Genomic DNA, 12271 nt, shown 5'->3' on the forward strand with positions numbered 1-12271 from the left:
AACTCCTGCACTTCGCGGGCCGAGCGCGACCACCCGCCCAGAATCACGCGGGACGGCACGGCCCGCTGCGCCAAACTGCAGGAGTTATGCGCCGGGGGAAGCTGTGCAGACGCCGCGCCGGTGCCGGCCCGGTGGCCCCGCCAGGTGGATGCCGCAAACGCGCCGGGCACCCGGGCAACAGGCGACGCCGGACCCGGCAGGGGCCGGGCGGGTCAGACCAGGAAGAAGCCGTCGAGGACGCCGGGGTTGTGGGCGTGGACCAGCACGAGGAACACGACGGCGTCGAACAGCAGGTGCACCGTCACGACGTAGGCGAGCGAGCGGGTGCGCATGAAGATCCAGCCCATGAGCAGTGCGAACGGGATCGTGAGCAGTGGGCCCCAGGCCTGGTATCCGAGCTCCCACAGGAACGACACGAACACGACCATCTGCAGCACGTTGGCCTGCCAGAAAGGGAAGTGCCGGCGCAGCAGCGCGAAGCACGTGCAGATGAAGAAGAGCTCGTCCCAGATGCCGACGGCTCCGACGCCGACGAAGAGGCGCGCGATGAGGTCGGGGGTGTCCACGACCGGCCAGTTCAGGTAGACGCCCGACGTGATGAAGTAGAACGGCAGGATCAGCCAGCCCAGCACCAGCACCGCGGCCAGCCACGACCACTGGAACGCCGTCCAGCGCCCGCCGCCGCGCCACGGGAACCGGATCGCGTGATCCCGGTACAGCCACCTCGAGATGACGTAGGGCACTGCCACCGCCGCGCCCAGCGCGACGGCGAACCGCACGATCGAAAGGTTGTCGAGTTCGGCGGCGAGCGGGATCGAGCTCACGATCAGCAGGCCGATCGCGATGAGCGACAGGTCGCGCACGATCGAGGGCGTGCGGATGCCGCGTGCCGCCGCGTCGTCGTCGGCTGATGCGTCCGCGGCCGGGCGGGGCGCGGCATCCGCTCGCTCCATCGCCACCGCGACCGCGAGGCCCGCCGCCAGGAGGACCCAGCCGACCCACGGAACGCGCAGCACGAAGAAGGCCGGCGCCGCGAGGCACACCAGGAGCGCGGGGACCAGTCGCCACGACCATGCGGGCAGCGTCGCGACGGAAACGGCGGCGGCGGGATGGGCGGGCATGGGGCTCCGGATCAGCTGTCGAGGGGATGGGCGATCTCGTCGCGCGCCATGCGCGCCACCAGGTAGGCGATCGTTCCGAGGAACAGCGGGATGACACCCGCCGCGATGAAGATGGTCTCGACGGGCACGACTTCGGCGAGGGGTCCGGCGAGCGCCATCGACAGCGGCATGAGCGCGAGCGAGACGAAGAAGTCCAGGCTCGAGACGCGCCCGAGCATGTGCCGGGGCACGCGCCGCTGCAGGAGCGTCCCCCAGATCACGTTGCCGTAGCTGAAGCCGAAGCCGACGAGGAACAGACACAGCGCCATCAGCCAGTACTGGTGCGTGATGCCCACGACGGCGAACGGGAGCGTGCTCACCCCCCATACGCCCATCATCACGGTGAGGTAGCGGCGAGGCAGCCGCAGCGACGACACGACGATCGACCCGAGCACTCCGCCGATGCCGTAGATCGCGAGCAGGAAGCCGAACAGGCGGGGATCCTCGCCGATGCGATCCCGGGTCACGAACGGCAGCAGCACCTCCTCGGGACCGATGAAGACCAGCACCCATCCGGTGGCGAACAGGAGCGTCCACAGCAGCCACGGCGTGCGCACCGTGAAGACGACCGCCTCGCGCAGGTCGTGGAGGACGCCCCGCACGCCCTCCGGCGCCTCACGCGCCTCGCCCGGATCGGCGGGCGGCTCGGGCCGCACGAACAGCAGCAGCACGAGCGCGATCGCGTGTGCCGCGACGATGCCCCACGCAGCGTGGGCGGGGGCCAGCACGGCGGCGACGACCACCCCGGCGGCGGCCGGTCCCGCGGCCTGCTGCAGCGCGGGGCGGATCGCCCCCTCCAGGCCGTTCGCGGCGAGCAGCTGGGCCGGCGGCAGGATGCGCGGGAGGATCGCGCTGTACGCCGGGAAGAAGAATCCGGCACCCGCGCCGAGCACGAACGCGACGATCGTGAGATGCGGGATCGTCACGACGCCGAGCGTCCCGGCGATGGCGACCGACGTGATCGCGAGCAGGTCGAACAGCTGGACGACCCGCAGGAGGATCCGGCGCGGGACGCGGTCGGCCGCGATGCCGCCGGGGATCGCGCAGACGAGGAGTCCGACGGCGTTGGCCGCGGCGACGAGCGAGAGGTCGACCGGGCCGCCGCCGGCGTCGATGACGGTGTAGACCATCACGACGGCCCACATGCCGGCGCCGAAGATCGCGAGCACGACGGCGCCGAAGAGCATCCGGAAGTCGCGATGGGCGAGCGGGCGCACGAACCGCCAGTGGTCGCGGCCCTTCGCGGCCGGCGCCGGGTCGGTCACCGCGGCCGGCACCGGGTCCCTCGGCGCCGGGTCGGTCTCAGCCGCCGGCGGCTGCGGATGCTCGGAGCTCATGATCGTGCGCGGCGGCGGTACGACAGATCGCGGATGTCGCGCCCGACGCGCGCGCCCTTGCGCTCGAACGCCGTGAGCACGCGGCCGTCGAAGCGCGGCGCCCACTCTCCCTCGAACGTCGCCTCGAAGTCGTCCGCGCCGGCCATGACCTCGCGCATCTGCAGCGCGTAGTCCTCCCAGTCGGTGGCCAGGCGCAGCATCCCGCCGTCCACCAGCGCCCGCGCGGCCACCGCCGCGAACGACGGCGTCACGAGCCGGCGCTTCGTGTGCTTCTTCTTGTGCCACGGGTCGGGGAAGAACACCCACAGCTCGGTGACGGATGCCTCGGGCAGCAGGTGCTCGAGCACCTCGGGCGCGTTCGCCTCGACGAGGCGGAGATTGCGCGCGCCCGCCTTGTCGGCGTCGAGCATCGTGCGGGCAAGGCCGGCGCGGAACACCTCGATCGCGAGGAAGTCGGTGTCGGGGCGCGACGACGCCGCGTGCACGATCGCGTGCCCCTGGCCGGAGCCGATCTCGACGACGAGGGGAGCCCGGCGCCCCCACACCTCCGCCGGATCGATCGCCGACCCGGGGCGGATGCTCGTGGAGGCGGTGTCGCGCGGCGACTCGATCACATACTGCGTAGCGAGCTCGGCCCACGCTCGGTCCTGCGCCTCGGACATCCGGCCGCTGCGCCGCACGAAAGACACCGGACGGTCGCGGAAGGTGCGGGGCGTCTCGGCCGGAGCGGCGGGGTCGGTCACCCCTCCAGGCTACCCAGGCCTCCGACGCCGCCGCCTTCCGCGAGGGTCCCGCACGGCCAGGGCGCACCGCGGCTCAGCGGGGCGGCTGGGGCACGGACTCGGGCGAGCGGGCCGGACGACGGACGTGCCGCCGCTCGGGCACGGCCGCGTCGACCCCCGCAAGCTCATCCGAGGAGAGCCCGTCGTACATCGTCGGCTCGATCAGGATCTGGAACCCGTCCGCGCCCACGATCCGCCGCGCGCCGTCGGGCCAGACCTCGAGGGCCTCGGCGTCGGCGAACCGCACGGTCACCGCACCGCCGGACTCGCGGGCCATGACGCCGTCGCGTCCGACGACGAGCTCGCCGCCCGCCTCGCCGAGGAATGCGTACGAGACTCCTTCGACCTCGGCTCGCGACCACGCGGGAAGCGCCGTGAACCCCGCCCAGTCGAGGCTGCCCTCGGGGATCTGCGCAAGGGCGGTGCGCTGCAGCTCTCGCGCGAGCTCCACGAGATCGGCGGCCGTGACTGCCGCATACTCGGCGGCGAGGCGCTGCGGACTGCGGATCTCGTATCCGGCGAGAAGCTTGAAGGCGGCAGCGGGCAGCAGCTGCGCCCCGAGGGACGACGGCTCGGGCAGGTCGTCTGCGGCAGTCTGCGCGGCGGCGAGCGCGTCGCCGTCGATGCGCCCGACCCGCATCGCCGCGAGGACGTCGATGATCTCACCCACGACGGCTGACTGCTTCTCGGGAAGGGCGTCGGCGAAGATCGAGAGCCGCGCGCGGTCCGCGTCGATGCGCTCCCAGTCGCATCGCGCCTCGTACGAGAGGCCACCCTCCTGACGCAGCGAGCGGAACAGCGCCCGCGACGCGACATCGGCGAACACGACTCCCGCGGCCGTTGCGAGAACCACGCCGTCCAGCAGCACGCCGCCCTGCGCGCCGCGGAAGAAGGAGGGCCCGTCGGGCACGATCTCCTCCGCGCGAGGCACCGGCCACCGGCGACCCTCCGGCAGACGCAGATCCAGCCCCTCGGGGACCGCGTCGGTGGTGATCCATGCGACCGCGTTGAGCCGTCCGAGACGCTCCTCCACCCACGCCGTCAGGTCTGCTTCGGTCACGGCAGGCAGACCGAATCCCTCGTACCCGCCGAGTCCGAGACCCCGCGCCCCATAGCGCTCCAGCCGCAGGCGCTCCGCGACGTGCGAGCTCCGCCGGGCCGCCTCCGTGTCGAGGATGCCCTTCTCGACCTCCATGCGGTCGAGAGGCAGTCCACGCAGCGCTGCGCACACGGCGTTGAGGAAGGCGACGACCTCGTCCGGCCGCCCCGTGGCGTGGAAGTGCGTCGAGAAGTCTCCCGTCGAGCCGTTGTGGTGCACGGCGGACGGGTCCTGGCCGAACAGCGCCAGGTGCTCGACGAGGTGCGTGATGCCCGACCGAGCGAGCTGCTCGTCGGCCCATCCGACGCGGAACACCAGCCCGCCGCTGACCGGGCCGTCGCCGGGTGCGAACAGCACCGGCACGCCGTCGACGACGGTGCGTGCGATCAGCGTGTCGACCTCGTCCAGTCGGCCCAGCTCGTCGGCGGCGGACCCGCCCTCGGCGTCTGTCATCGTGCGCCCTCCCGTCTGCCCCCGAGGACTGCGTCGCGCACCTGGGCCACCCCCGCCGCCTCGTCGAACGCGTAGGTCCACGGCAGATCGGTCGCCCGGCCGTCGAGTGCGGCGAAGTGGACCGCCGCCTCCTCCGGACGGTCGGCGAGCCAGAACGCCATCGCGAACGCGCTGTGCGCCTGGATGCCGAGCGGGCCGCCGGGATCGTCGGCGTGCCGGACCGACCGAGCCGCGGCATCCGTCAGTTCGGCGACGACCGACGGCTGGCGCATGTACTCGCGGCCCGGTTCGTCACCGTCGAGCTCGAGCCATCGCTCGAGGTGGTAGAGCGGCACGAGCATGCCGCTGTGGGATCCCGGCGGGGCCTGGGCCGCGGTCTCGAAGGCGAAGCTCCGCGCCTGCTCGTCCGTCCCCGCCCACTTCGGCAGCAGGTATTCGAGCATGTGGATCTGCGCCGGGAGGTCGTCGGGAGACAGCGCGCGCACGCGCTCGAAGCGTCGCCACGCCTCGGACGCTCCGACCTCCAGCGCTCGCGCGGTCAGCACGCGCACGCCCCAGGCCGGCGCGTAGCCGGGTTCCAGAGCGCACGCGTCGATGAGGAGCTGTTCGGCCGCCACGAGCCACGTCCGAAAGGCCGCGAACTGCTCGCTGCTCACGTTCTCGCTGCGCGCGCCGGTACGGATCGTCCAGCCGATCACGATGTAGCGCACGGCGAGGGTCGTGCGGGCGCAGGCCGACCCGGGCGCCTCCGCGACCGCGGACTGCAGCAGCTCCTCGATGCCGTCGAGCTCCCCGATCATCGCGATTGCGTACGCCGCCGTGTCGGCCGGCATCGCGCGCAGCGCCTCCTCGCAGGCGCTCCAGTCGCCGGCGCGCAGGGCGTCTCGCAGCCCCGAGAACTCGGGCACGGTGTCGACGGACTCGTAGGCGGCGACGGCGCCGCCCGCGTTCGTGTGCACGGGACCCCTCCCCACGCGAGCCCGGGAGCGCGCGTCGCGCCAAGCTAACAGCGCCCCCCGCGCGCGGACACCCGTTGACAACGGGGCCCGCGGGTGGGTAGGTCAGGCGGTGACGAAGTCGATGAGCTCCTCGACCCGGCCGAGGAACGCAGGCTCGAGGTCGCGGTAGCTGTGGACCGATCCGAGGATCCGCTGCCACGCGCGGGCGAGGTCGGCCTGGTCGCCGGCGGGCCAGCCGAGCCCGCGGCACACGCCGACCTTGTAGTCGATGCCGCGTGGCACCTCGGGCCACCGCTCGATGCCGACCGCACGCGGCGTGACGCACTGCCACACGTCGATCCACGGGTGACCCACGATGCGCACGTGGGCGCCGTGCCGGGTACGTCCGATCGCCTCGGCGATGCGCGACTCCTTCGAACCGGGCACGAGATGGTCGACCAGCACGCCGTAGCGGCGCTCCGCGGAGGGCGGCTCCTCGTCCAGCGTCGCCTCGAGCAGGTCGATGCCCTGCAGGTACTCCACGACGACGCCCTCGGCGCGGAGGTCGTCTCCCCACACCTTCTCGACGAGCTCGGCGTCGTGCCTGCCCTCCACGAGGATGCGGCTCGCCCGCGCGACGCGGGCGCGTGCCTCGGGCGCCGCGAACGAGCCCGACGCGGTGCGCTGCGGCGCGGTCGGGGCGGGGGCCGCCGTCGGTGGGATCAGCACGACATCCTCGCCCTCGACCAGGAACCCGGCGCCGAGCGGGAACAGCCGTCGCCGGGCGTGCCGGTCCTCGAGCTCGACCATGCCCGACGCGAGCCCGACCACGGCGCCGCAGAAGCCGTCGGCGGCCACCTCGACGACGAGGTCGCGGGATGCCTCAACCCGGGGCAGCTGCCGGGTTCCGTGCGTGCGCCATCCCCCGGCCAGCACATCGGTGCCGTAGCGATCGTCCATGTGTCCTCCGGATCGGAGAGGCTACCCGCTGCGACCCCCGCCGACCGGGAGCGACCCGGGTTCTCGGCGAACACACACCCGGGACGGATGCCGTGGGCTACCGTCGTATCCCCGGGCCTGAATAGACTCGCCCGAGGGGATGGTCCGAGTCCCGGAGGGGGATCGATGCGACTGCGATGGGCTGCAGCGGTGGCGTCCGCTGCGGTGGTCGCGGCCAGCGCGATCACCGGTTCCGCGGCGCTGGCGACTCCCCCGGTCACGCTCGGATCCGGCTACGTGCTCGACGACGTCGACGTGCTCACCCCCGCCGAGGAGGCGGAGGCGCAGCAGCGGCTGGAGCAGCTGAAGACCGACACCGGTCTCGACCTGTGGGTGGTCTTCGTCGACGACTTCACCGACCCGCCCGGGGCGGAGGCGTGGGCGAACCAGACCGCGCAGGAGAACGGGCTCGGCACGACGCAGTACCTGCTCGCCGTCGCGACGGAAGCACGTCAGTACTACCTCTCGGCCGACTCCGCAGGACCCCTCACCGAGGACCAGCTCGCCACGATCGAGCAGGACCGCGTGCAGCCCGCGCTCGCGCAGGACGACTGGCTCGGCGCCGTCGATGCGGCCGCGGACGGCATGACCGACCCCGGGGGCGGCGCCGGCGGCGGCGGCTCGAGCTGGTTCACGGGCATCCTCGTGGTCGTCGTCATCGGCGTCGGCATCGTGCTCCTCGTCATGTTCCTGCGCCGGCGCAGGAAGGCGGCCGGCCCGGCCGGTCCCGGCGGGCCCGCCGTGCCGCAGGTTCCCCTCGAGGAGCTGGAGCGGCAGGCGGCATCCGCTCTCGTCGAAACCGACGACGCCCTCAAGACCAGCGCGCAGGAGCTCGGCTTCGCCAAGGCCCAGTTCGGCGACGCGGCGACCGTCGAGTTCGAGCAGGCGCTCGCGCAGGCGAAGGCCGACCTCGACGAGGCCTTCACCCTCAAGCAGCAGCTCGACGACGCGACACCCGACTCCGAGCAGGACGTGAGGGGGTGGAACGAGCGGATCATCGCGCTGTGCACACAGGCCAACGCGGTCCTCGACGAGAAGGCGGAGGCGTTCGACGAGCTGCGCCGCCTCGAGCAGAATGCGCCCGAGGCGCTCAGCCGCGTGGAGAGCGAGCGAACGGCCGCCGGTGCGGCCCTCGACGGTGCCGCCGCGCGCCTGCAGACACTGCGCTCGTCGTACGCCCCCGAGGCGCTCGCGACGGTCGCCGACAATCCCGACCAGGCGCGCCAGCGGCTCGCGTTCGCCGATGAACAGCTCGCCGCGGCACGTGCGGCGATCGGCAACGGCAAGGGCGGCGAGGCCGCCGTCGGGATCCGCGCCGCCGAGGAGGCGGTCGGTCAGGCCACGCTGCTCGAGGACGCGATCGGCAAGCTCGCGGACGATCTCGCGCAGGGCGAGCAGAGCGCGGCCGCGCTGATCGCAGAGCTCGAGCAGGACATCGCCGGCGCACGGGCGCTCCCGGATCCGGACGGACGCATCGCCGCCGCGATCGCCGCGACCGCGCAGCAGATCGAGGCCGCCAAGGCGAATCTGACGGGGCCCGCCAAGCGCCCCCTCGTGACGCTGCAGAGCCTCGAGGCCGCGAACCAGCAGATCGACGCCCTGGTGCAGGGGATCCGGGATGCCGAGGCCCAGGCGCAGCGCGCGCGCCAGATGGTCGGCCAGCTCATCCTCCAGGCGCAGGCCCAGGTGTCGACGGCGGAGGACTACATCACCGCGCGCCGCGGCGCGGTCGGCGCCGAAGCCCGCACGCGTCTCGCCGAAGCCGGCGCGGCGCTGGTGCGCGCGCAGCAGCTGCAGGCGAGCGACCCCCAGCAGGCGATGCAGCACGCTCAGCGCGCCGACCAGCTCGCCGGGCAGGCGATCCAGCTCGCGCAGAACGACGTCGGCGCCTTCTCGGGCGGCGGCGGCATGTTCGGGGGCCAGCCCCAGGGCGGTGGCGACGGCGGCGGTGGGATGCTGGGCGCGGTGCTCGGCGGCATCCTGATCAACTCGATGATGGGCGGGGGCGGCGGCCGGTCCTCCGGAGGACTCGGCGGCGGACTCGGCGGACTCGGCGGGATGCTCGGCGGCTCGTCCGGAGGCGGCATCCGTCCGGGCAGCTTCGGCGGCGGGGGCACCCGCGGCCGTCGAGGAGGTGGCCGCTTCTGACCCGATCCGCCCCTCCGACCACCGCACCACGCGTCACCAGACTTACCCGCAGTTCTGTCCGATAGGAAGGAAATCCGATGGCGAAGCAGTCCATCTTCGGTCGAATCTCGACCCTCATGAAGGCGAACATCAACGCGCTCCTCGACTCTGCCGAGGACCCGCAGAAGATGCTCGACCAGCTCGTGCGCGACTACACCAACTCGATCGCCGACGCCGAGGCGGCCATCGCCGAGACGATCGGCAACCTGCGCCTGCTGGAGCGCGACCACCAGGAGGACATCCAGGCGGCGACCGAGTGGGGCAACAAGGCCCTCGCGGCCAGCCGCAAGGCCGACGAGCTGCGCCAGGCGGGCAGCACCGCCGACGCCGACAAGTTCGACAACCTCGCCAAGATCGCGCTGCAGCGCCAGATCAGCGAGGAGAACGAGGCGCGCGCCGTCGAGCCCACGATCGCTTCGCAGACCGAGGTCGTCGCAAAGCTCAAGGACGGCCTCAACGGCATGAAGCAGAAGCTGGAGCAGCTGAGGTCGAAGCGCTCCGAGCTCCTCGCCCGCGCGAAGACCGCAGAGGCGCAGAACAAGGTGCACGACGCGGTCAAGTCGATCGATGTGCTCGACCCGACGAGCGAGCTCGGCCGTTTCGAGGACAAGGTCCGCCGCCAGGAGGCTCTGGCCGCCGGCAAGCAGGAGCTCGCGGCATCCAGCCTCGACGCGCAGTTCGAGAGCCTCGAAGACGTCGGCCAGCTCACCGAGGTCGAGGCGCGCCTGGCCGCGCTGAAGTCGGGCTCGACGCCCGCCCAGGCGGCGATCGACGCGCCCAGCGCTCCCTACACGCCGTAGTCCCGGCATCACGGAGGCCGTCGACCGAGGGTCGGCGGCCTCCGTCGTGTTCGCCGACGGCGTGCCGGGACGGGTGCGCGACGGCAGCGGGCTGCGAGAGGATGAGGGGATGATGCGCTATCTGGTCGTCCCGCAGTGGCAGGGAAGCCCGTCGTCACGGGCGATGCAGCTGATCGACGGGGCCCAGGCCATCGCCGGCGACCTGCCGAGGTCGGCGACCACCGTGCTGGACGTGCCGATGGAGGCCGGCGAGTCGCTGGGCACCGGCATCCACCGCCTCAGCTCCCTTCAGCGCGTGCACGGCCAGATCGCCGACGCACTCGAGGGACACGACGAGCCCGTGCTCACCGTCGGCGGCGACTGCGGCGTCGCCCTCGCCCCGATCGCCCACGCCGCCCGGCGCGTGCCGGCGCTCGCAGTGGTCTGGTTCGATGCGCACCCCGACTTCAACACGCCGGACTCCTCGACCTCGGGCGCCTTCGCGGGCATGGTGCTCCGCGCCGTCACGGGCGACGGCGCGCCGGGGCTCGCGCTCACCGACGGCACCGTGCCGTACGCGCGCGTCGTCGTGGCCGGCGCGCGCTCGTACGACGACGCCGAACTCGACGCGATGGGAGAGCTCGACATCGCCGCGCTCACGGTAGACGCCCTGCGCGACGCCGACGCCCTCGTGGCGGCCGTGCGGGCCAGCGGAGCCGACGGCGTCTACATCCACGTCGACGTCGACGTCCTCGACCCGGCCGAGGTGGCCGGGAACGCCCACCCCGAGCCCTTCGGGCTCACAGTGGGCGAGCTCACCGCCGCGATCGCCGCTGTGCGCGCGGAGTTCCCGCTGGTGGGGTCGTCGCTCGCCGGCTACTCGCCCGCATCGGCGGCGAGCGCCACCGACGACCTCGGCGCGATCCTCCGGGTCATCGGGGCGCTGGCGTGAGTCCGATCCCGCCGCCGCCCACCGGATGGCGCGCGGCAGCCGATCGCGCCGTGGCGCGTGGACGCACGTGGGACCGGCTGATCCCCCGCATCCTGCTGGACTCCCCCGTGAGCCGCGCCGGCTACTGGTACGGCACGGCCGTCGGTTGGGTCTGGGGCACGCTGTGGAGCACCGGCCGCATCGAGCGGCGTGCGGGCCTGTGGGTGTTCCGCGGGATGCCGGGCTGGACGTTCGCGCGCGGCGGCGTGTGCGTGGGCGGATGCTTCCTCACCGGCGACGCGCGGGTGACCGACCAGCTGCTGCAGCACGAGTCCGTGCACAAGCGCCAGTGGGAGCGCTACGGCTTCCTGATGCCGCTGCTCTACCTGTTCGCCGGCCGGGATCCGCTGCGCAACCGCTTCGAGATCGAAGCGGGGCTCGAGGACGGCAACTACCTCCCGCGAGGAACCCGCTGAGCAGGCGCGGCCCGTGGCGACCCGGGCCGCGCCGCCGACTCACTTGTTCGGGAACATGCTGGCGTTGCAGCCCTCCAGCCCGAACGGCGTGTTGACGACCGCGGCGCCGCGGTCGCTGAACATCTTGCGGGCCTCCTGGGGGATGTGACCCCAGTTCTGCACCACACCGGGCTGCACCGGCTCCAGGTTGTCGAAGTCCTCGAGACCCGAGAACGCGCACAGCGAGCGGGCGTTGTCCCCCGCCGGCGTGACCTTCCCGCTGCCTCCGACTTCCCCGGCGAAAGCGCCCCCTGCCGAACCGAGCACGAGCACGGCCCCCACCGCGATCCCCAGCAGCATCGGTTTGCGCATCTTTCTCCCCTTTCGTCCACGGACGACGAGCAGAGACGCTCGTCGGCGCTCATCCCACTCCCCGCGCGGGCGCGCGTCAAGCCGGGTGAACACCCTAGGGTGGGCGCGGTGTGCGGGCTCAGCGTGCGGCGCGCGGGCTCAGCGCGCGGTGGCCAGGCCGTACTGCGCGGGGGTGTGGATCGCCTGGGCGTCGATGCCCATCGCGGTCAGGTGGTCGACGATGTCGGCCGTGCCGAGGTAGCCGCCCAGCAGATGGATGCGCGTCTGATCGTCCGCGGCGCAGAGCATCTCGTCGGCCCACGCGGTGACGGCGCGCGACAGCGCCTCGCCGGGCACGCACCCACGGCCGGAGCCCGGGGCACCGGAGCGCTGCGAGCGGTCGAGCCACGTCAGCACCATGCGGCTCGGGACGACGATGTCGGCCTGGGCCGAGGCATCCGGAATCTCCACGAACACGCGACCCGTCGAGCAGATCGGCAGCGTCGCGAGCACCATCTCGAGGTCGGCGAGCGAGGACTCGTCGGCCGTGATGAGGTGCTGCACGCGCGTGTGCCGTGACGAACGGCAGGCCGCGGCGGTGTGCTCGGTGGAGTGATCCATGACGTCTCCACTATACCGCGAAAGAAGGGTTGCCTTACCTCAGTCGGCACATGACGTCACAGAGGGCGCAGCAGCACGCGACGGAGCTCGGCGAGCTCGTCGTCGGACAGGCCGTGCGCGCGCAGATAGTCGGCGGGCGAGCCGTACCGCTCGTCGACGCCCGCGAGCAGCGCCTGCAT

13 protein-coding genes are annotated in these 12271 nt (G+C 72.7%); 4 read left to right on the top strand and 9 right to left on the bottom strand.

The features are described from left to right. Positions 1-212: 212 nt before the first annotated feature. The 6 genes from ACE3O1_RS11975 to ACE3O1_RS12000 form a co-directional block, all read right to left on the bottom strand. Positions 213-1121, bottom strand: a complete 909-nt coding sequence (locus ACE3O1_RS11975; RefSeq protein ID WP_374315320.1) for a type II CAAX prenyl endopeptidase Rce1 family protein — start codon at positions 1119-1121, stop codon at positions 213-215. An 11-nt stretch (positions 1122-1132) separates the two neighbouring features. Further along, on the bottom strand, positions 1133-2425 hold the full coding sequence (locus ACE3O1_RS11980) for an MFS transporter (RefSeq protein ID WP_374315343.1): 1293 nt from the start codon (positions 2423-2425) through the stop codon (positions 1133-1135). A 68-nt stretch (positions 2426-2493) separates the two neighbouring features. Further along, a complete protein-coding gene (gene trmB / locus ACE3O1_RS11985; protein WP_374315322.1) occupies positions 2494-3240 on the bottom strand; it encodes a tRNA (guanosine(46)-N7)-methyltransferase TrmB in 747 nt (248 codons plus the stop codon). Between the two features lie 73 nt (positions 3241-3313). Next, positions 3314-4831 carry a hypothetical protein gene (locus tag ACE3O1_RS11990; RefSeq protein ID WP_374315324.1) on the bottom strand — a complete coding sequence of 506 codons (1518 nt, stop codon included), beginning with the start codon at positions 4829-4831 and terminating at the stop codon, positions 3314-3316. Beyond that, positions 4828-5790: a hypothetical protein gene (locus ACE3O1_RS11995; RefSeq protein WP_374315326.1), complete on the bottom strand. Its 963-nt coding sequence runs from the start codon at positions 5788-5790 to the stop codon at positions 4828-4830. Before ACE3O1_RS11995 ends, ACE3O1_RS11990 begins: the two co-directional genes overlap by 4 nt. A 102-nt stretch (positions 5791-5892) precedes the next feature. After that, a complete protein-coding gene (locus tag ACE3O1_RS12000) occupies positions 5893-6729 on the bottom strand; it encodes a DUF3097 family protein (protein ID WP_374315329.1) in 837 nt (278 codons plus the stop codon). Positions 6730-6894: 165 nt separating this feature from the next. On the opposite strand from ACE3O1_RS12000, the gene ACE3O1_RS12005 reads away from it, so the two are divergent. The 4 genes from ACE3O1_RS12005 to ACE3O1_RS12020 all read left to right on the top strand — a co-directional run bounded on the left by ACE3O1_RS12005 (position 6895) and on the right by ACE3O1_RS12020 (position 11141). Further along, positions 6895-8916 (top strand): TPM domain-containing protein, encoded by a 2022-nt coding sequence (locus tag ACE3O1_RS12005; protein ID WP_374315331.1) that lies wholly within the window; start codon positions 6895-6897, stop codon positions 8914-8916. A 77-nt stretch (positions 8917-8993) separates the two neighbouring features. After that, positions 8994-9755 carry a PspA/IM30 family protein gene (locus ACE3O1_RS12010; RefSeq protein ID WP_374315333.1) on the top strand — a complete coding sequence of 254 codons (762 nt, stop codon included), beginning with the start codon at positions 8994-8996 and terminating at the stop codon, positions 9753-9755. Between the two features lie 109 nt (positions 9756-9864). Beyond that, on the top strand, positions 9865-10686 hold the full coding sequence (locus tag ACE3O1_RS12015) for an arginase family protein (RefSeq protein WP_374315335.1): 822 nt from the start codon (positions 9865-9867) through the stop codon (positions 10684-10686). Next, positions 10683-11141, top strand: coding sequence for a Fe-S oxidoreductase (locus ACE3O1_RS12020; RefSeq protein ID WP_374315337.1), 459 nt, complete (start codon positions 10683-10685; stop codon positions 11139-11141). Before ACE3O1_RS12015 ends, ACE3O1_RS12020 begins: the two co-directional genes overlap by 4 nt. Positions 11142-11180: 39 nt before the next feature. Here ACE3O1_RS12020 and ACE3O1_RS12025 read toward each other — a convergent pair whose 3' ends face one another. The 3 genes from ACE3O1_RS12025 to ACE3O1_RS12035 form a co-directional block, all read right to left on the bottom strand. Beyond that, complete coding sequence (locus ACE3O1_RS12025; RefSeq protein WP_374315339.1) at positions 11181-11492, bottom strand: hypothetical protein; 312 nt, start codon at positions 11490-11492, stop codon at positions 11181-11183. A 138-nt stretch (positions 11493-11630) separates the two neighbouring features. Beyond that, positions 11631-12092, bottom strand: coding sequence for an SIP domain-containing protein (locus tag ACE3O1_RS12030; RefSeq protein WP_374315341.1), 462 nt, complete (start codon positions 12090-12092; stop codon positions 11631-11633). Positions 12093-12148: 56 nt separating this feature from the next. Continuing rightward, on the bottom strand, positions 12149-12271 hold the full coding sequence (locus ACE3O1_RS12035; protein ID WP_374315345.1) for a tyrosine-protein phosphatase: 123 nt from the start codon (positions 12269-12271) through the stop codon (positions 12149-12151).

The organism is Microbacterium sp., assembly GCF_041909575.1.
In the GTDB taxonomy this organism is placed as follows: domain Bacteria; phylum Actinomycetota; class Actinomycetes; order Actinomycetales; family Microbacteriaceae; genus Microbacterium.

Bases quoted from the DNA above. Each gene is read 5' to 3' on its own strand.
- ACE3O1_RS12005 (WP_374315331.1), top strand. From the start codon at position 6,895: ATGCGACTGCGATGGGCTGCAGCGGTGGCGTCCGCTGCGGTGGTCGCG.
- ACE3O1_RS12035 (WP_374315345.1), bottom strand. From the start codon at position 12,271: ATGCAGGCGCTGCTCGCGGGCGTCGACGAGCGGTACGGCTCGCCCGCC.
- ACE3O1_RS12010 (WP_374315333.1), top strand. From the start codon at position 8,994: ATGGCGAAGCAGTCCATCTTCGGTCGAATCTCGACCCTCATGAAGGCG.
- ACE3O1_RS11990 (WP_374315324.1), bottom strand. From the start codon at position 4,831: ATGACAGACGCCGAGGGCGGGTCCGCCGCCGACGAGCTGGGCCGACTG.
- ACE3O1_RS12015 (WP_374315335.1), top strand. From the start codon at position 9,865: ATGATGCGCTATCTGGTCGTCCCGCAGTGGCAGGGAAGCCCGTCGTCA.
- ACE3O1_RS12030 (WP_374315341.1), bottom strand. From the start codon at position 12,092: ATGGATCACTCCACCGAGCACACCGCCGCGGCCTGCCGTTCGTCACGG.
- ACE3O1_RS12000 (WP_374315329.1), bottom strand. From the start codon at position 6,729: ATGGACGATCGCTACGGCACCGATGTGCTGGCCGGGGGATGGCGCACG.
- ACE3O1_RS11975 (WP_374315320.1), bottom strand. From the start codon at position 1,121: ATGCCCGCCCATCCCGCCGCCGCCGTTTCCGTCGCGACGCTGCCCGCA.
- ACE3O1_RS12025 (WP_374315339.1), bottom strand. From the start codon at position 11,492: ATGCGCAAACCGATGCTGCTGGGGATCGCGGTGGGGGCCGTGCTCGTG.